Genomic DNA, 20,787 nt, shown 5'->3' on the forward strand with positions numbered 1-20,787 from the left:
TGGCGACATGAAGAGAATCCTTGGAGCTATCCCACTACTGCTCATTCTGGCAGCGGCAGCCTGGTTTGCAGGGCCGCACGTGCTGCGATCCGCCGGAGACATGGCCGAGCCGCGCTCAGAAGTGCATGCAGCCGAGCTTGACGGCGTGATCTACACCACCGGCGGCATCGGCTTTTTCCGCACCCTGTCCAGCTGCGCAGCCTTCGACACGGCGACCGAAACCTTTGCCCCTTGCCCAGACTTGCCGCGCTCACTTCACCACGTTGCGATGACCGCTGGAGACGGTGTGATCTGGGCCTCAGGCGGGTATGAGAGCCTGCCTTTCAATATCGACCCCAAGGGCGCGCTCTTTGCCCTCGATCTGGCCGAAATCGAGCCGCGATGGAGAGAGGTCCGCCCCTTGCCAGCGCCGCTCGGCCAACACGCGATGTTCTATCATCAGGATACGGTTTGGCTGATCGGCGGTGACCGCAATGGCGAGACGACAGGCGCGCTCACCTTCTTCGATGCCGAGGTGGGCGACTGGGTTGAAGCAACGCCCATGCCGACGCCGCGCCACTCGCATGCGATTGCGCTCGACAAAGGGGCTGGAGCAGCGGGCGTGCTCTACGTCACTGGGGGCCGCAGCGCGGAGCTGGGTGCACAGTCACGAGTGATCGAAGCCTACGACTTTGCCAGCGATACTTGGGCGGCCTTTCCCGACGCTCCCTTTGACCTCGGTGGGCACGGAGCGGCGGTTCTGGAGGGTAAGCTCCACGTCTTTGGCGGAGAGGACATTCCATCCGGCACAGTGCTCACCGATCACGCGGTGTTAGACCTGTCCGATATCGATGCTGGCTGGACCATGGCTGAACCCATGCCCTTCCCCCGCCACGGCTTTGCAACCGCTCGGGTCGGCGACAACGCATGGATCATTGCGGGGGGCGAGCGCGCCGGATATCGCACCCCTTGGTCGGTCACTGGTACAGCCTTTGCCCTCCCGCTCAGATAGGAAACTGCGATGACGTCACGACGCCAACTTTTGAAATCGGTCGCGGTCGGAGCAGCTGCAGCGACTTACACGGGGTCCGGCCTCGTAGCGCCCGCCCTTGCCCAAGACCAAAGCGGAGCAATCCCCCTTCCCCCGCCAATCTCCAACGCGGAGCGCTGGCTGCGGATTGAGCGCGCGCAAGCGCTGATGCAGCAACAAGGCATGGCGGGCATCGTCATCGAAGGGGGCACGTCGATGCTCTACTTCTCTGGCCTTGCATGGCGGCAATCGAGCCGCCTTACCGCACTGGTGATCCCAGCCAAAGGCGCGCCGGTCGTCGTCTCCCCCACCTTCGAAGGCAGCAAACTCGCCGAGATGATGGTGATGGAGATGGAAGTGCGCAGTTGGGAGGAGCATGAGAGCCCCTTTGCGCTGATCGCTGGCGTACTCGACGACCGCGAAGTCCAAGGCGCGATTGGGCTGGAACGCTCAGTTCGCTTCTTCGTCGCTGATGGTTTGAGGAAAGACGCTGGCGGCCGGGAGATCGTCTCTGCAGCGCCCGTCATCTCCGCGCTGCGCCAGATCAAGTCCCCGCGTGAAATCGCGCTGATGCAGGCTGCGAGCGACATCACCATGGCTGCCTATCGCGACATCTACCCTCAGTTACAGGCAGGCATGACCGGCAGCGATATCAGCGCTCTGATGGCCGCTGCAACCAGGGCGCGCGGCGGGCGGCCAACCTTCGCTCTCGCACTCGTTGGAGAGGCAAGCGGCTATCCCCACGGCTCCAAGAAAGTGCATCACGTTGGCGAAGGTCAGGTGATCCTGATGGATTGCGGCTGCGACGTGCATGGCTACAAATCCGACATCTCCCGCACCTGGGTCTTCGGCGAACCAAGCGCCCTGCAACGCCGCGTTTGGAACACGGCGCGCAAAGGTCAGGACATTGTGATGGAGAAGGCCCAACTTGGCGCTCGGTTCGGCGACATCGACGATGCGGTTCGTGCCTACTACGCCTCCGAAGGATGGGGGCCAGACTACACGCTTCCCGGCCTATCCCACCGCACAGGCCACGGGATCGGGATGGATATTCACGAAGAGCAATTTGTCGTGCGCGGCAATGATACGCAGCTCGCGCCGGGTATGTGCTTCTCAAACGAACCGGGCATCTATCTGCCCGGCGAGTTTGGAGTGCGTACGGAGGATTGCGTCTACATGACCGCTAGCGGCCCGCGCCTGTTCACCTCACGAGCGCCCTCAATCGACAATCCGATGGGGTAACGCGCCCGAGAAACTGCGCGCCTACCAGCTCGCCTTGTTCTCCCACTCCTCGTCGAACTTGCCCTTCTTCGCAACCACATGCAGGTCGGCGTGGCAAAGGGCGAGCAGCACCGGCGGCACTTCCTTCAGAGGCAAGGTCTGATAAGTCCCGGCTTTGCGGAAGATCAGTTCCTTGAGCGCCTGCGGCATATTGTCGTCTACCGCGTAGCCGCCTTCGGTCTGGATGAGAGCGGTAACGCCTGCTCCCTCAAACGTTTTGTAATAGCCGACACAACCCCCGCCATCGCCAATTTCACGCTGATAGCCCAGCTTCTCGGCAGCGCCGCGGAAGGCGCGGCTGTCGCCGAGCCAACCCAGCCTATCGGTGATCGCGGTAGCGTCCGGTTCCTCGCCGCCGAAGGGTGTGTAGCCCTTGGGGAACTGATCGATCAGCGGCTTGACCTCGTAGTCCTTAAGATGCGCACGCCAGGTGTTGGCCATTTCGGCTTCCACCAGTGCCGCATGGGCAAGGCGAATTTGGGCGAAGCGCTTCAGATCCACTTCGTTATCGTCCGCATCTGTCACATCGCCTTCTTGCGTCGGGCGGAGCAAACCTTGCGAGTTGCCCTCTTCATCGAGGCCTTCCCACACCAGACGCTCAATCAGGCGGCGCATGACGGGGTGGTCGTTGAAGCACTCCACCCAATCCTCAACCGGCCAGATGCGCCCGGCGGCCATCGCCTCGATCAGACGGCGGGTTTGCATATCGATGATCTGTTTCAGCTCGCGCTTGGCAGCCGAAAGGGTCTTTTTCGACTCCTTTGTCGCATCGTCATCGCCTGCGGGCAGAGCCTTGATGACTTTGCCGTCGGGGTTGCTGATGTGAACTTTCAGCTCCGCATCAAGCCGCGCGCTGTAGGATTTCTCGTCCAGCCCGCAGGGCAGCTCCAGCACGCCATCATCGCCAAAACCTGCGGTCGGCACAGTGCGGTCAGCGAGCTCGTCATAGGTCCAGCCGCGATCCTTGGCATAGCGTTCTGCAATCGCGTTGGCATGCGCCATCGTGCTCTTCTGCTTGAGCCGTGTCGCAGCCGAAATGACCACCTGCATCGCGGTTGGCGAGTTCATACCAGCCAGCATATCAAGCAGCGCCATCGCCTGATGCGGGCGACGGCCATGCTTCTTCAGGAACCACCGGACGCGCTCCGCAGCAAAGGCAGGCTCGGCCCGGCAAGCAAGCGCGAGGATGCCTTTGGTCTTGGTGCCCGTGTTGGGCATTTCGGAGAGTTTCTGGCGCTTGAGCGTCGCGAAGACACTCTCCCGCGTGATCTCCGCATTGTAGCGTGACCAGCTCTTGTACTGGCTATCTGCATATTGCGCAGCATAGGCGTTGGCTTCTTCGTCCGAGGGGCCAAATGTGTCGAAGTCGATCCAGCCTTGCAGGATCACGCCGGACAAGGCCTTTGCGTCTTCGGGCTGCAATTGGTCGAGATAGATGCCGAACAAGCCGGTATTGCCGGGGTCCTTGAGCTTTACCGCCAGAGCGATCCAGTATTCGGCGAGCGAGCGCGGAGCGGCACTGCCATCAGCAAAGCGCAACGATGGCAGCAGGGCAGGCTTCAGCCATTCGGGCAGCGAAAGTTTCGCTCCCTTCTTCTCCGCCTCTGCCACCAGCGCATCCGGCCCAATCACATCGGAGAGGTCTGCATCCAGCCGCAGCAGCGCCTCAATCAGGGCCGCGCGGACCTTCTCGCCCTTCTCCTTCTTCAGCCGCTTTCGCATGGCTTTTTCACTGCTGTGAGCGCGCAGGTCTGCAAGCCACGTCGCAGCCCCAGAGCGCACGTCCTGACGGCGGTCATCCAACGCCTCGACAAGACGATCTGCAACGCCATCAGCGTTATGGAGAACGTGCTGCACAGCCTCGCGATCCGCCTTTTTGCCGGTCAGGCCCGCCTCTATCATTTTCGGGACGTAGCGTTCAGGCACAGCCGGCAGCATCCCAAGCAGTGCACAAGCCTGCGAGACTGAGCCTCCATTCTGACCGCGCGCGAGGCCGAAGACCTCATCAAATACCGGAAGGCCCGCAGCGATAATCCGCTGAGCCATGTCCAACGGGAGGGTCTCAAACGGGTTTTCCCAGCGGCCATACCAGCGCTGATAGGGGACAAGAGCCTTGCGCAGCAGGCCAAGGTGCCCACGTGCGCCTTTGAAAGCGGGGCTGGCGAGATCGCACAAAGCCGCGATTGCCAGCGGGTCCGTCCCATCCTCAATCGCCGCATCGAATTGCTCGGTAACGACATTGCGGTCCCAGCGGCTGGGCGAGATCAAGCCATCCAGACTATGCTGAGTTGTCAGCCAGATGATGGTGCGCCAGCGCAGCGCAAAAGAGACGCTGCCAAACCACTGCTTCACATCCTTTGTGATGGCGAAGGGTTTGAGATCATATTCAAATGTAAGGTGATGGGATCTATTCTTGCGCTCCGTATTGGACTGCAACAGCGCAAACAGTTCTGAGGCTTCCTCAGGTGTGATTGGATGGACGTACTCGCGCCAACCCGCGCTCTTTTCAGCGATCTTCGGTCCAGCCTCATCGCGCAACGCGTTGATATAGCCAACCAAGCGCTCAAAATCGGCACGCTCTTCATCGCTCGGAGCGGCGAGCAACTCCTCGTCAATCGGCGCAAGCTCATAGAGCTCACCATTGGCGAGCTTGATCGAACTGGCTTCACCCGGTTCGATCGGCTCTTCGGCGGTCGCTTCCTCGGTATCGAGGATCGCATCAATCGCGCCCTTCACTTTGCCCGAGCGTTCATTGGGAAGGTGCGCGCGCAGAACTTCGAGCACGGGCTCTTCAGCCACGCGGCCGGCGATCTGCACAAGGTCATACCGCATCTCCAGCTCGCCTTCTGCAAGGCCGAGCTTCATCGCTCCGGTAAGCAGTGGGAGGTCGAGTCGGGAAAGCGCGTCAATCGCGCGCTTACGCATGTCCTTGGTCTTGCCTTTGCCCAGCAGCTGGAAAGCCTGCGCCATGATGGGCGGTAGAGACAAGACGCCAAGCAGCTCAGCAATGCCAAGCATTCCGGTTTCCTTGTTCGCCCCAACCTGATTGGCGATGGCTCGCGCATACTCATGCGGGTGTTCGTTGATCAGCTGAATATATTCGGCCTTGAAGTCATCGCGCCGGTTGCAGATGCCGTGCACTTGGTGCGCCGTGGCGTTGAAATACAGCGCGATGTCGCCGCCCAAATGCTGGAAGTAGCGAAGCACTTGGCGCGGGGAGAGCGTCGGAACAAGGTCTGGCTTGGGCAGGACGTGATCCCCGTGGACGTTGAGCCTTGAGTCGCCCGCTGCAAGAATTTGGAGATATTCGCGCGGGAGCAATTCCTCATCGGCGAAGGGCGCGCGGTTCCAGCTGGTCTTTGGTACTGAAGGGTCCACTGCGCGGCGGACCGCCACAAAGCGCGCGACTACATCCGGATCGCTGATCTCACCAGTGACCAGCGCGACATCGGACTTGCCTTGCGCATCGTTCCTGCCGCCATTGTCCTTGAAATACGCAGAGGTGTAGCTTGACCGCCCCTGCTTATCGATGATCGCCTTGAGCTCTTGCGGGAAGTTTGCGGGCGTACCCGTGGTCATGTACTTCACCGCAAAACGCGCCAGCCCCTTCTGGAACAAGTCGAGCCGCTTCAGCTCATCATTCAGCCCGCCAAGTTCTGGATGATCGCTTGGCGCGATGAAATCGCTGATCTGCTTGATCGCCTCCGCGCCCTTGCGCCCGAAAATTGGCTTTTGAAACATCGACCCGCACTCCCGAAAATTTACGAGAGTTCAATGCCGTAAAAGGGTTAAGGTCTGCTCAAAGAGAGAGGAAATGGTGGACAGGGCTGGATTCGAACCAGCGTACGCTTGCGCGGGCAGATTTACAGTCTGCTGCCTTTAACCACTCGGCCACCTGTCCACACAGGGCCCCTATTGGAGCATGTCAAAAGAGCCATCAGATGGCCCGCTTTGCCGTAGACGAAACCTGTGCGGTCCCGCTGCCGAGAGGCGGCTCTTTGGCGAAGCTGGCCTTGCCTGTCAATGGGCCTGCTGGCAGGGAGCGCGCACAAACACGAAAAACAGGAACACAAATGGCAAAAGGTGAGCGCAAGAAAGCTCTAAGAGGGCGAGCTGGCCGGATGAAGGGCGGACGCGGCTCTGGCAGGTCGACGGCTGGCCATGTGCGGCTGTGGGGCCGTCACCCGGTCGAAGCAGCGCTCAAGAACCCGGAGCGCAAGCACCGCAAGCTGTGGGCAACGCGCGAGGGTATCGAGACCCTCGACGGTGAGCTGCCGCCCGATTTTCCGGTCGAATATGCCGATGTGACTGATCTTGCGCGCCTCGTCGCCAAGGATGCGCCGCATCAGGGGTTGGTGCTGGAGTGCGAGGCGCTCGACGACGTGTTCCTTGATGCGGTTGCCACCGGTGATCCTGCGCGTCCTGTGGTCATCCTAGACCAAGTAACCGATCCGCATAATGTCGGCGCGATCCTGCGCTCCGCCGCCGCATTCGGAGCGGCCTGTATCGTCACCCAAGACCGCCATGCGCCGCCAGAGGGAGGCGTGCTCGCCAAGTCAGCTTCGGGCGCGTTGGAGACCATTCCATGGGTGCGCGTCGTCAACCTCGCCCGCGCTTTGGATGAGCTGGCCGAAGCGGGCTATTGGCGCATTGGGCTGGCCGGAGAAGCAGAGGCAACGTTGGCCGAAGCGATGCCAACCGGAGCGCTCGCTTTGGTCCTTGGAGCGGAAGGCGAAGGGTTGCGGCACAACATCGCCGGACATTGCGATGCGCTGGCAAGGTTACCAATCAGCTCCGCGATAGAAAGCCTAAATGTTTCTAATGCTGCAGCTATTGCGCTATATGCTGCGGCGACGCGCGGCGCAGACTAGCGCGCTTTAACAAGGGGAATTTCGATGAGCCTCCACCACCATCCCAAGAAACTGGCCACCGCGGTGCTAGCGAGCCTTTCGCTGCTCTTGACCGGTTGTTTCATCACACCGGGCAAGTTCACCAGCGAGCTGGTTCTTATGGACAAGGAACGCTTCAGCTTCACCTATGAGGGTGAGATTTTCTTCCTCGCGCTGTCCGATCTCGCTGCGATGGCAGGCGATGATGAGTTTGAACCGATCGGCTGCTACGACGAAGAAACCTTCGAAGACCGCGACTGCACCGAGGCTGAGATTGCAGAACAACGCGCCGAGTGGGAAGCCGGAGCCGAAGCGCGTGCTGCTGAGCAAGCCCAGCAGGCGGAGCAAATGTCAGCGATGATGGGCGGGATCGACCCCTCCGATCCGGAAGCAACTGCCAAGATCGCTCAGATGCTTCAACGCCAGGAAGGTTGGGAGCGGGTCGTCGACATGGGCGACGGCGTGTTCGACGTGACCTACCGCATTGAAGGTGAGCTCAGCCACGACTTCATGTTCCCGGTCATCGAAGACGTGCCGATGACCAATCCCTTCGTACAAATGATCCTGCGCGACGGTGACATTGTCCGCATCAATGCACCCGGCTTTGGATCGAGCGGCGAAGGCAATCCGATGGCCGCGATGATGGGCGGCATGGGCGGCCTTGGCGCGATGGCGGCGATGGGCGACAATACGTCTGGCGTCGCAAACGAAACGCCGAATGTGCCTCAGATGGAGGGCACCTTCACGATCATCACCAATGGACGCATCCGCGCCAACAACACCGATGAAGGCTCTGTCACGACCGATCGCGGAGAGGCTCTTGTGTGGGAGATCACGCCTACTACCAGCTCACCGCCAACCGCTCTGATCGATCTGAGTGGCAGCTAATCGGTTGATGGCTTTGAAAAGAAAGACCCCGCCAATCCGGTGATTGGCGGGGTCATTTATTTCGTATCAGCAAGTTCGGCGTAGGATCGCCAAAGGCTGGTCAGTTGACCGCGTCTTTAAGGCCCTTGCCAGCCTTGAACTTGGGTTGATTGGAAGCTGGGATCGGCATGGGCTCACCTGTACGAGGGTTGCGTCCCATGGAGGCCTTGCGCTTGGCAACGGCAAAAGTCCCGAACCCGACCAGTCGCACTTCGTCACCACCTGCGAGCGCTTTCTGGATCGCATCGAACACGCCTTCAACGGCGTTCGCTGCATCGCTTTTGGAAAGACCGCTGGTTTCGGCAACCGCGCTGATCAGATCGTTTTTGTTCATTGTGGTTTTCCCCTCGTTCACATTCGGACTGACTGGAGTGAATCGCCCCCGTCAAAGCGCCTAGATTGAGCTTTTTTTCAAAGCACTGTCAAAGGCATTTAGCCCCACAACGTACCCATTTGGCCGCTCAATGGCTGTTTTACGGCAAGCCGAGGCTCATTCGAGCTTTCGAAGGCTGGCTGTCCCTTTGTGAGATCAGCCATTTTGCCGCTGCGACCCGGCCGCGATTCGCGGTCGGAAGCGCAGGCCATAGCGGATCAATGCGCGGTTGGCACGTCCGAAGCTGGAGGCTGTGTCATACCCGGCTGCGAGGCGAGATCATCGGCCTCAGTCCACTCTATCGGAGCGGGCATATCGATGATCGCCTGTTCAAGCACCTGATCGACATGCGAGACCGGAACGATCTCCAACCCTTCCTTCACATTGTCGGGTATCTCAGCGAGGTCTTTGACATTCTCTTCGGGGATAAGAACGGTCGTAATTCCGCCTCGAAGAGCCGCCAGTAGCTTCTCCTTCAGTCCGCCAATCGCCAACACCCGGCCACGCAGAGTGACTTCGCCCGTCATCGCGATATCAGGACGGACTGCGGCTCCAGTGAGGGTCGAGACGATGCTCGTCACCATGCCCACACCCGCGCTCGGCCCATCCTTGGGAACGGCGCCTTCGGGCAAGTGGATATGGATGTTCTTGCGCTGGAAGAGCGAGGGCTTGATGCCGTAGCTCGGCGCGCGCGCTTTGACGAAGGAGAACGCCGCCGCGACGCTTTCCTGCATCACATCGCCAAGCTTACCGGTGGTTTTGATCTCACCTTTGCCGGGAGTCGTGACGCTTTCGATCGTGAGAAGCTCGCCTCCCACGCTGGTCCAGGCAAGGCCAGTCACAGCGCCAACCTGCGCCTCGTCCTCGCTCATGCCGTGCTTGAATTTGCGCACGCCTGCGAACTCGCCGAGGTTGTCGGGCGTGATCGTGACAGAGGTCGCCTGCTTCTCGAGGATCTTACGCAGGCTCTTACGCGCCAGCCGCGCGATTTCGCGTTCCAGTGTGCGGACGCCAGCTTCGCGTGTGTAGAAACGGATGAGGTCGCGCAGACCTTCTTCGGTCAGTTCAAACTCGCCTTTCTTCAAGCCATGGTCGCGCACCTGCTTGTCGATCAGGTGACGCGTCGCGATCTCGACCTTCTCGTCCTCCGTATAGCCCTCCAGCCGGATGATCTCCATCCGGTCGAGCAGCGGCTGCGGCAGGTCGAGACTGTTGGCCGTCGTAACAAACATGATGTCCGACAAGTTGAGGTCGAGCTCCAGATAGTGATCCTGGAACTTGTCGTTCTGTTCTGGGTCGAGAACTTCGAGCAGAGCCGACGCCGGATCGCCGCGGAAGTCCTGACCAAGCTTGTCGATCTCATCGAGCAGGAACAGTGGATTGCTGGTCCCGGCCTTCTTCAGATTGTTGACGATCTTGCCGGGCATTGAGCCAATGTAAGTCCGCCGGTGTCCGCGGATTTCCGCTTCATCCCGCACCCCGCCGAGCGACTGGCGCACGAATTCGCGCCCCGTCGCCTTGGCAATTGATTTGCCGAGCGAGGTCTTGCCGACGCCGGGAGGGCCGACGAGGCAGAGGATCGGACCCTTCAGTTTGTTGGTGCGAGCTTGGACCGCGAGATATTCGATGATGCGGTCCTTGACCTTTTCAAGCCCGTAGTGATCTGCATCGAGCACTTCTTGTGCCTTTGCGATGTCCTTCTTCACCCGGCTCTTCTTGCCCCATGGCAGGCCAAGCAGAATGTCGAGATAGTTGCGCACCACGGTCGCCTCAGCGCTCATCGGCTGCATGCCGCGCAGCTTCTTCAGCTCCGCCTTAGCCTTGGTGCGTGCTTCCTTGGAGAGCTTGGTCTTCTCGATCTTCTCAGTCAGCTCAGCGATCTCGTCGCCTTCGCCATCGTCCGATCCGCCAAGCTCGCTCTGGATCGCTTTGAGCTGCTCGTTGAGGTAATATTCGCGCTGCGTTTTCTCCATCTGACGCTTCACGCGGCCCCGGATCTTGCGCTCAACCTGAAGCACGGAGAGCTCGCCCTCCATAAACGCCATGACCAGTTCGAGCCGCTTCAACGGACTCGCTTCGGTCAGGATCGATTGCTTGTCGGAGACCTTGGCGCTCAGCGCAGCGGCGATGGTGTCGGCGAGTTGCCCCGCATCATCAACATCGGTGAGGTCGACATTGGTCTCCTCGCCCATCTTCTTGTTGAGCTTGGCATATTCGCCGAATTGCTGAGTCACTTGCCGCATCAATGCCGTGACTTCGCTGCCCGCGACCGTCTCCGGCTCACGCAGGTCAACCTCGGCGAGGACATAGTCGCCCTCTTTGCGCAGAGACGTGAGCGAGGCGCGCGCGGTCCCTTCGACCAACACGCGCACCGTTCCATCGGGCAGCTTCAGCAGCTGCAAGACCTGCGCGATTACGCCGACGTCATACAGATCATCGCCCTCGGGATCGTCTGTGCCTGGGTTGAGCTGGGCGAGGAGAAAGATGTCTTTCGACGCCTCCATCGCCGCTTCCAAGGCGGCCACCGATTTGTCGCGCCCAACGAACAGGGGCACGACCATGCCGGGGAAAACGACAATGTCGCGCAGGGGCAAGAGAGGGAAATGTTGTGTCATATTATTGTGTCCGAGGCCGCCATTTGGGCGCGCCAATTGCAAAGGAATATGGGAAGCCCTCCCCCTCCTCGCAATGGCTTGTCCAAGGAAGCTGTGGAAGGGAGCTAAGCGCAGGGAAAACCGCTGCTTAACCAATCTGCGCTAGGCCGCGCTTCCTCAGGGAGCAAAGTTATGCATTACATCTGGTGGATTGCCATTGGGTTCGTGTGCCTGTTCGCATCCGGTTCTTTTGAATGGATCGGCGAACGAGGTGTGACACCAACTGATCGCCTGCCCTATTACGTCGCGGCTATGATACCGCTGGGCGGCGCTGTCTTTTGCTTCATCAAAGGCGGCGCTGGAGCGATCCAAGCGATCCGCGTGCAAATGGGAGACGCCCCTCCACCCGAGCCTAAGGCCAAGAAGGTCACAAATGACACTCGCCCTGCGAAACGCTTGGCCGATGGCGAGCAAGACGCCGCTGCCGAAGACAGTGACTTCGATCCCGACGCCGCTCTTGCCCGCTATATGGCAAGGCGCGATCAGGCTCCGGTCGAGGTTGAAGCAACAGCCGCGCCAGCACCAGAGGTGCGACCCGCTCGTCGCCTCGCAGAGAGCGAAAGTGTTGCGCAAGAGGATCAAACCGACTTTGACCCTGACGCAGCGCTTGCGCGCTACATGTCACGCCGCGACGCCTCTGCAGCGGAGGGGCAAGCCGAGGTAGATGGTGCGGCTGCTGAGGCCCCTGCCCAGCCCTTCCCGCCAGAACTCCGCCCCGCCGTGCGTCCCACATTCGGACGCAAGGTGAGCTAGGCACACAGACAGGTGGAAGAAGAACCTAAAGAGCTGCCCGCCGTCCTTTGGTTGTGGCTTGGAATGACGCTAATCTGTGTGGCGGCCGTGATCGCGGAAGAGGGTGGTTTAAAGTCCACCAATCCGTGGATTTGGGTAACGTTTCCCATCATCAGTATTTGTTTCGTAGTGGGCGTTTATGGCGTTTACCGCTTCTTCCACTGGGGTAAATCGACCGGAAATACGTCGAACACTTATGTTCCGCGCGAATCCAAATCTTGGAGCGCACTATACAACTATCTGAAAGACAAAGACCCGAAGTTTTGGCCAGCTAGGCCGTTACCCTGGCAGATGGGCAATAGGCTCAACCCATGCCCGGCAGGTTGAAGCCCGGCGGCAGGCCCATTGAGCCCTGCATTTCCTTCATCTGCTCTTCGGAAACCCGGTCCGCTTTGTCGCGCGCATCGTTGAAGGCGGCGGTTACGAGATCTTCGACGATGTTCTTTTCTTCCAGCTTCATCAGGCTGTCGTCGATGCTGACACCCAGAATGCGGCCCTTGGCGGAAGCGCGGACTTTCACAAGGCCGCCGCCTGCCTGACCTTCAACCTCGATCGCGTCGAGTTTGACCTGCATGTCGCCCATCTGTTTCTGGATGGTCTCTGCGGCTTGCTGTGCCGCCTGCATCATTTCTTCCATGCTCTTCATGGGATATTCCTTTGTCTTCAGTTCCATCTGCCGCCGGCTGAGGAAGCCTTGGCGACGTTATCCTTAGGGTCAATCAATTCGGCATCGGGGAATGCCTCCAGCGCGGCTTTTACCATGGGGTGCGCGCGAATGCGTTCCTCTTCTGCCCTTGCGTCGGCTTCGGCACTTTCGCGCAAGGAGGGCTGCGCCGGGCCTGATCCTTGCTCAACTTGCCAGCGCTTGCCGGTTAGCTTGAGCAGAGCATCGCGGACAATCGGCGCGGGGTCCTCCGCAAAGTCGTCGCACCTTTGATAGATGAGCTTTCCGTCGCTCAATTCAATGACCCGAATGCGGTCACGCATCACGCCTTCTGCGATCAGCTGACCGGCCTGCGCGACCTGCTCGACCAAGGCTCCCCATTCGAGCTGAGCGGAAGCAGGTGCCGGAGCCGCCGCGCTGGGAGCACTCGCACCCTCACCAGCCTGAGCAGCCGTAGGCGCAGGTCCAGCCTGAGCCAGCTCCTCCAATTTCTTCGCCAGCTTGCCAGGATCGGGCATTTGCGCTGCGTGGAGCACCCGCAAAAGCGCCATTTGGAGAGCGACCAAAGGATCAGGAGAGGTTCGCACTTCCTCATGTCCCTTAAGCATCAACTGCCACAGCCGGTGCAGTTCTGCTGCGCCCAGCTTACTCGCAAAGTCAGCCAGAGCGCTGCGCTCTTCCTCACTGGGCGCGTCGGGCTCTCCGCCCGAGACCTGTGCCAAAGTGATGCGGTGAACAAGGTCCATCAACGCGCGCATCAGCGAAAGCGGCTCAACGCCCAGCGCATATTGCTCATCCACACCAGCGAGCAATGCCTGTGCGTCGCCTTTAAGAAGGTCACCCAATACCCGCCGCTGTGCGCTCTTATCCGCAAGGCCAAGCATGTTGCGAACGCGTTCAGCCGTCACCTTGGCAGCGCCCCCGCCGGCGGCATCCATATCCGCATGAGCAATAGCCTGATCAAGGATCGAGAGCCCGTCGCGCGCAGAGCCCTCTGCCGCGTTGGCGACAATGGCGAGCGCTTCTTCCTCTGCCTCAACGCCTTCCTTGGCGCAGACATTGCCGAAATGCTCTTGCAAGAGCGCTGCGGGTATGCGGCGCAAGTCAAAGCGCTGTGTGCGGCTGAGCACCGTCACCGGCAGCTTGTCGACTTCGGTTGTGGCGAACAGGAATTTGACGTGAGCGGGCGGCTCTTCCAGCGTCTTGAGCAGCGCGTTGAACGCGTTGCGCGACAGCATGTGAACTTCGTCGATGATGTAGATTTTGTAGCGCGCAGAGACGGCGGCGTAACGCACCTGCTCAATAATCTCGCGCACGTCGTCAACACCGGTGTGGGAGGCGGCGTCCATCTCGATCACGTCGATATGGCGGCCTTCCGCAATGGCGGTGCAGTGTTCGCACACGCCGCACGGGTCGATCGTTGGCCCGCCCTGCCCATCGGGTCCGATGCAATTCAAAGCCTTCGCGATAAGGCGCGCGGTCGAGGTCTTGCCGACCCCCCTCACCCCGGTCATTAAGAAGGCATGGGCCAGCCGGTCCCGCTCAATCGCATTGGCGAGCGTGCGAACCATTGGCTCTTGTCCGATCAGTTCGGAGAAAGTGCCCGGGCGATATTTGCGCGCCAGAACACGGTAAGCCTGGTCAGGCTCCGCTTGAGGCGCAGGGGCCGCGTTTTGCTCTGAGGGAGCGGCGGCTGGTGCGGAAGCGGGCTCAGCCTCCGGAACGGGAGGCGATGGGGGAGGAGGAGGAGCGGGCGGCGCGCCTCCCATATCGTCTCCACCAAACATCGAATTCTGCCCCGCAGCCTCTAACTCGGCCGCGCTCGGGGCGTCCTCTTCGATTTCATCTTCGGGCAGATCTGGATCGGAATCAGTCACAAGCGCCAAGCTAGGCGCATGCTCGCCATTTGTCATGGCGCTGATTGAAAGTTGTGATGGAAAAGGAGATGAGCTGGTGCAGCCTAAAAAAGGAGCCGAGCGACCCGCCGCAATTCACCTGGGCTGCTACCTTCCGGTCCTGACCCGGTGAGCGAACGCAAACGTCCACCCAACTCCCGAAACCCTCTATGGCGATGGCACGTCGATTTTCAAGCTGAAATGCACGCCGAACTTCAGTCTTTGTTCATTCCTTAAAGCGCGATAATGTCCACCGACAAAGGGGGAAATCCATGAAGACTGCTATCTCTACCATCTCTTCGATCGCTCTGGCCGGTGCGCTGGTCACGGCTCCCGCACACGCGCAGGACATCCAGTTCGGCGACGATTCGAGCCAGTGGGCCAATGACGGCGAATGCGACGATCCCCGCTTTGAAGGCGAAGGAATGGCTGAGATTCTGCTTGATGAAGACACCTTGCGCGATGCGACTGACTGCAAAACGCTCTTCGATGCGGGTTCAATCTCGGTTCTCGGAACGACTCGCGCTGGCGCGAGCTCCTTCGGCAACGATTCGAGCCAATGGGCCAATGATGGCGAATGCGATGACCCGCGTTACGAAGGCAGCGGTATGGCGACATCTTTGGTGAAAGACGACGCTTTCAAGGATGCAACGGATTGCCGCACTCTCTTCGAGGCTGGAATGATCCAAGAGCGCAGTGATGGTGGCGATTTCGGCGACAATTCAAGTCGCTGGGCCAATGACGGCGAATGCGACGATCCGCGCTTCAACGGGCCGGGTATGGCCGAAAACTTGGTTGACGAAGATCTGGGCCGCGACGCCAATGATTGCCGCACCCTTTATGATGAAGGGCGCATCGGCTTCGCTGGATAATTGCGCAAGCGCTTAGCGGAAATTGTCGGCGTAGCTTTGCAGCTTGAGTGATTTGGCAGGCGTCGCGTGCACGCGCGCGGTGATGCCGTATTTCTCAGCATAGGCCTTGGCCGCGTCCTTGGTCGGGAAGGTAAGCTTGACCTGCGCCTGCGTGTCACCGCTGCCGGTCCAGCCCATCAAAGGGTCGGGTTTGCGCGCTTCGCTCTGCTCAAATTCAAGCACCCACGTGTCGAGCTTCGCCTTGCCCGATTGCATCGCGCTTTTCGGAATTTGGTAAATGATGGCTGACATTCTTGTTTCGTCCCTCAAACGCCGGGCGGCGGGCATCCGCCCGCCTTGGCTTTCGCGGCATTAGCCGCGGCGGCCGGTCGGCCTTGCGACCGCTTTCGCAGTCGGTTCTCGCAACTCCCGATAACCCATAGCTATCCGCGGTTGAAGGCGTTTTTTGTCTTCAAACTCGGCTTTTCGGTCCACGGTTGATCAGGCCAGCGATGCTTTGGGTAGCGGCCCTTCATATCCTTCGCCACATCGGACCAACTTCCGCGCCAGAATCCGGGCAGATCGCGGGTCGACTGAATCGGGCGACCTGCGGGACTGGTGAGTTTAAGCAGCAACGGCGTGCTGCCGATCATCGGATGCTGATCGAGCCCGAACAGTGCCTGCACCCGCACCTCTACGCTCGGCGCATCATCGCCCGCATAGTCGATCCGATGGGTCGTCTTGGCAGGCGATGTAAAATGGGTGGGAGCGGTCTGATCGAGCTTTTGACGTGTGTCCCAATCCAGCAGGCCCAGCGCGGCGTCAGCGTAACGGCCAGCGGGCAGATCGAGGTCGCGGCGTCCTTCGAGCAGTGGGCTGAGCCACAGCGCGGCTTGCTCGCACAAATTGCTCTCGGACAGTTCTTCAATCCCGGCAAAGCCCGCGCGCTCCAGAAAGCCCGGTGGGAGAATTGCTCCCAGGCTGTCCAGAGCCTTCTCCACAAGGATGTCCACAAACACAGCCGGGCCTGGCTGCGGGTCAGGAGCGCTTTGAAGGACGATGGCACCTAGCCTCTTCTCGCGCCGTGCCTCTGCTCGCTTTTTACCAGAGTTCCAACGGGCTAGCGAACGCTCTTCAAGTTCATCGGCAAACAGCGCCTCGACTTGGCCGGTGCCCAACTCCAGCCCCGCGGTGATGCGAGCTCCCTTGGCTTGGCCTACCGCATCGCCGATGACGATCCACTCCGCACGCGCGAGCGAGGAGGCGGGGTCAAGTTGGAAGCCGCGACCGCTTGCGCTGATCCAGCTTTCGCCATTGCCGTCACGGCGCTTTGCCACGAAACCGCGTCTGGCGAGCGCAAGACATTCGGCAGGCGTCAGGTCGAGAGGGTCGTGCCCTGTGACCAGCTTTGTTGCCGACTTGGCCCAACCCCTGGCAATCCGCGCAGCGCTCTCCGCTCGTTTGGAACGATCCGAGCGCCACCGATTGAGGCGATCTCCGAGGTCTTCGCTGCGCCCGCCCAAGCCCCGCTCCTGCGAGAGCATAACCAGCCGCGCCGCATCCTGAGCGCAGCCCGAGCGCGCGCCGTAGAGCACGCAGGCCGCTTGGTCAGGCGCCATGGGCAAAGCCGCAATCGCCTGTCCCCAATCGGTGATCCGGCCCGCTTCATCCAACGCTCCCAGCGCTTCCAAAGCCGCCCTGCCCGCAGCCACGGACGCAGGCGGAGGCGTGTCCAGCCAGGCCAGCTCTGTCGGATCGCTCGCGCCCCATTTTGCGAGCTTGAGGATCAGCGCGGTGAGGTCCGCAATCGCAATCTCCGGCGGTGCAAATTCGGGACGGCCCAGATGGCCTCCCTCCTCCCACAGGCGATAGGCAACCCCCGGCCCCTGCCGCGCCGCGCGCCCTGCTCGCTGGGTTGCCGCAGCCTGGCTTGCGCGCCGTGTGACCAGCTGTGTCGTTCCCGCCGCACGGTCATATTCGGCGAAGCGAGCGAGGCCGCTATCCACCACAACCGACACATTATCTAGCGTCAGCGATGTCTCCGCGATGGCGGTGGCGAGGACGACCCTGCGCCGCCCCTCCACATCGCGTCGGATGGCTGCTCGCTGACCTGCGGGTTCAATTTGTCCATGCAGCGGCAGGATCGGAGTATCCGGCAGCCTCGGCTCCAGCCGCTCTCGCACCCGCTCGATCTCGCCGACGCCCGGGAGAAAAGCGAGAATATCGCCTTGTTGCTCGCGCCACGCGGTCATTACCGCACCCGCCACCTGATCCTCGATCCGCAGCGAAGAGTTTGCGCCAAGCCATTTGATTTCCAGAGGAAAGCTGCGCCCCTCGCTTTCGATCACCGGAGCGTCCTCGCCCAGCAATCCAGCAAAGCGTTCGCCATCAATGGTCGCCGACATGACCAGCACGCGCAGATCTTCGCGCAGCACAGAGCGGGTCTCAAGCGCCAGTACCAGCCCCAGATCGCTGTCGAGATGCCGCTCATGCGCTTCGTCAAACAGGATCGCGCTGACGCCGGGCAGCTCGGGGTCCTCGACCAGCCGGTTGACCAGAATAGCCTCGGTCACAACCAGCACGCGGGTGCGCCCAGAGACCTTGCTGTCGAGCCGGGTCATATAGCCAATCGTCTCGCCTGCCTTCTCGCCCATGGTCTGCGCCATACGCTCGGCAGCGGCGCGCGCGGCGACACGGCGGGGTGAGGTGATGATGATCTGGCCGGAGCACCAATCCTGCCCCAGCAGATGGGGCGCAACCGCCGTCGTCTTGCCCGCTCCGGGAGGGGCAATCAGAACGCCCGCGCCATGACGCGCCAAAGCCGCCGCAACGTCGGGCAGGACTGCATTAATGGGAAGGTCGAGGCTCACGCCCGCTTGTTAGACGAAATCAATATCCGCGCGCGACTGCAAATTGCGCGGCTTCGCCCATGGCGGCGCGCGCTTTGCTGTCGGGGAAGATCGAAATTGCGTCGATCGCCCGCTGCGCAAAGTGGCGCGCTTTCTCGCGGGTGTCTTCGAGAGCGTTGTGCTTCTCGATCAGCTCAACCGCTTTGGCAAAATCCTCATCCGAAGAACGATGGCCAAGGATCGCGTCCTTCCAGAACTTGCGCTCCGCCTCGTCTCCGCGCGCATGAGCGAGGATGACGGGCAAAGTCATCTTGCCTTCGCGGAAGTCGTCGCCCTGGTCCTTGCCCATTTGGGCGGCATCGGAATCGTAGTCGATCGCGTCATCAACTAGCTGGAAGGCGACGCCCAGATTGCGCCCGTAATCCTCCAGAGCGCGTTCTTCGTCTTCTGAGCACTCAGCGACCACGGCGCTGATCTGGCTCGCGGCGGCAAAGAGAGCCGCAGTTTTCGCGCCGATAATGTGGAGGTAGCGTTCCTCGCTCGTCTCGATCTGGCGCTGGGCTGTCAGTTGGGAGACTTCGCCCTCTGCAATCACAGCAGATGCGTGGCTGAGAATCTTGAGCACTTTGAGCGAGCCATCCTCGGTCATCAGCTCAAAGGCGCGGCTGAACAGGAAGTCGCCGACGAGAACAGTCGCGGGATTGCCGAAAACGATATTCGCTGCCGCCTTGCCGCGCCGCAATTCGCTGCCATCGACGACGTCGTCGTGCAGCAAAGTTGCGGTGTGGATGAACTCGACCGCCGCGGCCAGCTTGTGATGGCGGGTACCATTATAGCCGACCAGCTCAGCGCCTGCGAGCGTCAGCATCGGTCGCAAACGCTTGCCTCCACCTGAGATCAAATGGCCCGCAAGGCGCGGAATAAGCGGGATTTCGCTCTGCATCCGCTCAAGAATGACGGTATTCACGTCGTTCATCCCGCTCGCGGTCAGAGCAAGCATTGGGTCGAGCGTCGGCTGTTTGCGCGGCAGAGGGACGACATCAGCGGTCATGGCCCTCGCCTTAGGGGCACCTCTGCGCGCTTGGCAAGCGATGAATTGGTGCTACGTTTGAGGCTTATGACGCATCCCACGCAACACTCGCCTTCGCCCGAACCTGCCGCCGATGCGGTTCTCGCCGGCTATCGCAAGAGCATCGACAATATCGATGCCGCGATCATCCATATGTTGGCAGAACGGTTCCGCATCACGCAGGCGGTGGGTGAGTATAAGGCGAAGGTCACTCTGCCACCCGCCGATCCGGAGCGTGAAAAGCGTCAGATTGCTCGGCTGAGAGCCCTGTCAGAAGCGGCTGATCTCGATCCCGAATTCAGCGAGAAATTCCTGCGCTTCATCATCGAAGAAGTGATCCGCCACCACGAGAAGGCACGCGAGGGTTAGTCTGGAGCATTGCCCGCTTGGGCTATCGGCGGCGCTGAAGGCAAAGGTGGCGGCAGGTTTTCTGCCTCACGCGCTCTGATTGCAGCCCTGATCGCGTTGCCTTCCTCAATCGCCTCAAGCGCTTCTAGCCGGCGGCGGAGATCGCGTCGGCTTTCGCGAGAGATACGGACGCGGTTGCCATCGCGGTCATAGGCGTATCGGCCGCGTCCCGGGTAAAACAGGCCGTCGAGATAGGGACGCCGCGCATCGAGAGCGGGGTCGCCTGTTTCAGGGCCAACATTGCCCTGTGCGAGTTCCGGGGCAACATAAGGGTTATGGAAAACCGAACGCTCGGCGGTGAAATTATTGGGGGTTTCCTGATTGATCGCGCAACCTGCCAAGAGCAGGGATCCGGTGGACAAAGCATAAGCGGTTCTGATCGTCACAGGTACATTTCCCCATTTTGCGACGCGAAACATCGCGCCGGACAATTGAACGCGATCTGAACCTGCTTGGCGAGAAGAATGGGCGCCGGCACCGCGCGGCACCGGCGCCCATCGCTGGGGCCTCGGTCAGAGGAGAGCCGTTTAGCGGCGGCGTGACGGACGCACCGGGCGCGAGGAGCTGCGTTGGCGCTCACCGCGCGGGCCGGAGCGGGCAGTGCTGCGATTGACACGGCCATTCTCGATGGTGCGGCTGCGTTCGCGCGATGCAACTTCGCGGCCTTCCGAATTGGTCACCGACTGGCTGGAGCTGCGATTGCCGCGACCATCGCGGGTGCGTTCTCCTGCAAGATCATAGGAATTGCCTGCCCGTCCCGTCGCTGTTCCTTCGAAGACAGAGCCGTTCTCGGTCCGGGTGCGCTCACCGGTCAGGGAGCGCGAATTGCCCCGCGGGCCGGTCTGTTGCACATCCACAGTCGCGCCGGTTTCAGTGCGCTGGCGAACCGCGCTGCTGGTAGCCGTGTTGCCGTTGTTGAGGTTGGTCGCCTCACGTTCGCGCGTCGCGGTGCCGGTTTCGGGATTGACCGTGGTGGTACGGGTGGAGCTCACATTCGGGCCTTCATAGGTCCGCGTGCGGGTCTGCTCTTGTGCCAGAGCGCCGGTCGCGGTGAGGCTGCACAGGGCGAGAAAAGTCAGGGGCGTTTTCATCGTCGAATTCCTTTTTGCATCGTGTCTTACAGATC

General features: G+C 60.9%; 18 protein-coding genes, 1 tRNA gene and 1 other RNA gene. 8 read left to right on the plus strand and 12 right to left on the minus strand.

Features of this window, described 5'->3' with window-relative positions; all coding sequences use genetic code 11:
* Window positions 1-7: 7 nt before the first annotated feature.
* A complete protein-coding gene (locus tag AC0V6X_RS07665; RefSeq protein WP_486183982.1) occupies window positions 8-991 on the plus strand; it encodes a Kelch repeat-containing protein in 984 nt (327 codons plus the stop codon).
* Between the two features lie 9 nt (window positions 992-1,000).
* Window positions 1,001-2,251, plus strand: coding sequence for a M24 family metallopeptidase (locus AC0V6X_RS07670; protein ID WP_486183983.1), 1,251 nt, complete (start codon window positions 1,001-1,003; stop codon window positions 2,249-2,251).
* 21 nt (window positions 2,252-2,272) lie between these two features.
* On the opposite strand, the gene AC0V6X_RS07675 is transcribed toward AC0V6X_RS07670, so the two are convergent.
* Both AC0V6X_RS07675 and AC0V6X_RS07680 read right to left on the minus strand, forming a co-directional pair.
* Complete coding sequence (locus AC0V6X_RS07675; protein ID WP_486183984.1) at window positions 2,273-6,031, minus strand: DUF4132 domain-containing protein; 3,759 nt, start codon at window positions 6,029-6,031, stop codon at window positions 2,273-2,275.
* Between the two features lie 74 nt (window positions 6,032-6,105).
* Window positions 6,106-6,191, minus strand: a tRNA-Tyr gene (locus tag AC0V6X_RS07680).
* A gap of 172 nt (window positions 6,192-6,363) precedes the next feature.
* Between AC0V6X_RS07680 and AC0V6X_RS07685 the strand changes: the two genes are divergently transcribed.
* Together AC0V6X_RS07685 and AC0V6X_RS07690 are read left to right on the plus strand one after the other, a co-directional pair.
* Window positions 6,364-7,161 carry a TrmH family RNA methyltransferase gene (locus AC0V6X_RS07685; RefSeq protein ID WP_486183985.1) on the plus strand — a complete coding sequence of 266 codons (798 nt, stop codon included), beginning with the start codon at window positions 6,364-6,366 and terminating at the stop codon, window positions 7,159-7,161.
* A 24-nt stretch (window positions 7,162-7,185) separates the two neighbouring features.
* Complete coding sequence (locus AC0V6X_RS07690; protein ID WP_486183986.1) at window positions 7,186-8,067, plus strand: hypothetical protein; 882 nt, start codon at window positions 7,186-7,188, stop codon at window positions 8,065-8,067.
* A gap of 100 nt (window positions 8,068-8,167) precedes the next feature.
* Here the strand turns inward: AC0V6X_RS07690 and AC0V6X_RS07695 are convergent, their stop codons facing one another.
* The gene (locus AC0V6X_RS07695; RefSeq protein ID WP_486183987.1) at window positions 8,168-8,440 is read right to left on the minus strand and encodes an HU family DNA-binding protein; all 273 of its coding nucleotides are present in this window, start codon (window positions 8,438-8,440) and stop codon (window positions 8,168-8,170) included.
* Window positions 8,441-8,697: 257 nt separating this feature from the next.
* Window positions 8,698-11,094, minus strand: a complete 2,397-nt coding sequence (gene lon / locus AC0V6X_RS07700; RefSeq protein ID WP_486183988.1) for an endopeptidase La — start codon at window positions 11,092-11,094, stop codon at window positions 8,698-8,700.
* A gap of 171 nt (window positions 11,095-11,265) precedes the next feature.
* On the opposite strand from lon, the gene AC0V6X_RS07705 reads away from it, so the two are divergent.
* Window positions 11,266-11,886, plus strand: coding sequence for a hypothetical protein (locus tag AC0V6X_RS07705; RefSeq protein ID WP_486183989.1), 621 nt, complete (start codon window positions 11,266-11,268; stop codon window positions 11,884-11,886).
* 12 nt (window positions 11,887-11,898) lie between these two features.
* Window positions 11,899-12,252 carry a hypothetical protein gene (locus AC0V6X_RS07710; protein WP_486183990.1) on the plus strand — a complete coding sequence of 118 codons (354 nt, stop codon included), beginning with the start codon at window positions 11,899-11,901 and terminating at the stop codon, window positions 12,250-12,252.
* On the opposite strand, the gene AC0V6X_RS07715 is transcribed toward AC0V6X_RS07710, so the two are convergent.
* From AC0V6X_RS07715 to ffs, 3 genes are all read right to left on the minus strand, one after another.
* Window positions 12,230-12,571 carry a YbaB/EbfC family nucleoid-associated protein gene (locus AC0V6X_RS07715; protein WP_486183991.1) on the minus strand — a complete coding sequence of 114 codons (342 nt, stop codon included), beginning with the start codon at window positions 12,569-12,571 and terminating at the stop codon, window positions 12,230-12,232. The genes AC0V6X_RS07710 and AC0V6X_RS07715 overlap by 23 nt on opposite strands.
* A gap of 17 nt (window positions 12,572-12,588) precedes the next feature.
* Entirely contained in the window at window positions 12,589-14,466 is a 1,878-nt protein-coding gene (locus tag AC0V6X_RS07720; protein ID WP_486183992.1) for a DNA polymerase III subunit gamma/tau, read from the minus strand.
* Window positions 14,467-14,551: 85 nt separating this feature from the next.
* Window positions 14,552-14,646: signal recognition particle sRNA small type (gene ffs / locus AC0V6X_RS07725), an RNA gene on the minus strand.
* Between the two features lie 110 nt (window positions 14,647-14,756).
* On the opposite strand from ffs, the gene AC0V6X_RS07730 reads away from it, so the two are divergent.
* Window positions 14,757-15,356: a hypothetical protein gene (locus AC0V6X_RS07730; protein WP_486183993.1), complete on the plus strand. Its 600-nt coding sequence runs from the start codon at window positions 14,757-14,759 to the stop codon at window positions 15,354-15,356.
* A 12-nt stretch (window positions 15,357-15,368) separates the two neighbouring features.
* Here AC0V6X_RS07730 and AC0V6X_RS07735 read toward each other — a convergent pair whose 3' ends face one another.
* From AC0V6X_RS07735 to AC0V6X_RS07745, 3 genes are all read right to left on the minus strand, one after another.
* Window positions 15,369-15,647 carry an ETC complex I subunit gene (locus AC0V6X_RS07735; protein WP_486183994.1) on the minus strand — a complete coding sequence of 93 codons (279 nt, stop codon included), beginning with the start codon at window positions 15,645-15,647 and terminating at the stop codon, window positions 15,369-15,371.
* 131 nt (window positions 15,648-15,778) lie between these two features.
* On the minus strand, window positions 15,779-18,205 hold the full coding sequence (gene hrpB / locus AC0V6X_RS07740; RefSeq protein WP_486183995.1) for an ATP-dependent helicase HrpB: 2,427 nt from the start codon (window positions 18,203-18,205) through the stop codon (window positions 15,779-15,781).
* A gap of 19 nt (window positions 18,206-18,224) precedes the next feature.
* Window positions 18,225-19,235 carry a polyprenyl synthetase family protein gene (locus tag AC0V6X_RS07745; RefSeq protein ID WP_486183996.1) on the minus strand — a complete coding sequence of 337 codons (1,011 nt, stop codon included), beginning with the start codon at window positions 19,233-19,235 and terminating at the stop codon, window positions 18,225-18,227.
* A 66-nt stretch (window positions 19,236-19,301) separates the two neighbouring features.
* Here AC0V6X_RS07745 and AC0V6X_RS07750 point away from each other — a divergent pair, with 66 nt between their 5' ends.
* Window positions 19,302-19,622, plus strand: coding sequence for a chorismate mutase (locus AC0V6X_RS07750; RefSeq protein ID WP_486183997.1), 321 nt, complete (start codon window positions 19,302-19,304; stop codon window positions 19,620-19,622).
* Here AC0V6X_RS07750 and AC0V6X_RS07755 read toward each other — a convergent pair.
* Both AC0V6X_RS07755 and AC0V6X_RS07760 read right to left on the minus strand, forming a co-directional pair.
* Complete coding sequence (locus AC0V6X_RS07755) at window positions 19,619-20,047, minus strand: hypothetical protein (RefSeq protein WP_486183998.1); 429 nt, start codon at window positions 20,045-20,047, stop codon at window positions 19,619-19,621. The two genes, AC0V6X_RS07750 and AC0V6X_RS07755, sit on opposite strands and share 4 nt — an antisense overlap.
* 141 nt (window positions 20,048-20,188) lie before the next feature.
* The gene (locus AC0V6X_RS07760; RefSeq protein ID WP_486183999.1) at window positions 20,189-20,752 is read right to left on the minus strand and encodes a hypothetical protein; all 564 of its coding nucleotides are present in this window, start codon (window positions 20,750-20,752) and stop codon (window positions 20,189-20,191) included.
* Window positions 20,753-20,787: the final 35 nt, after the last annotated feature.

The organism is Erythrobacter sp. S267 (assembly GCF_057365045.1).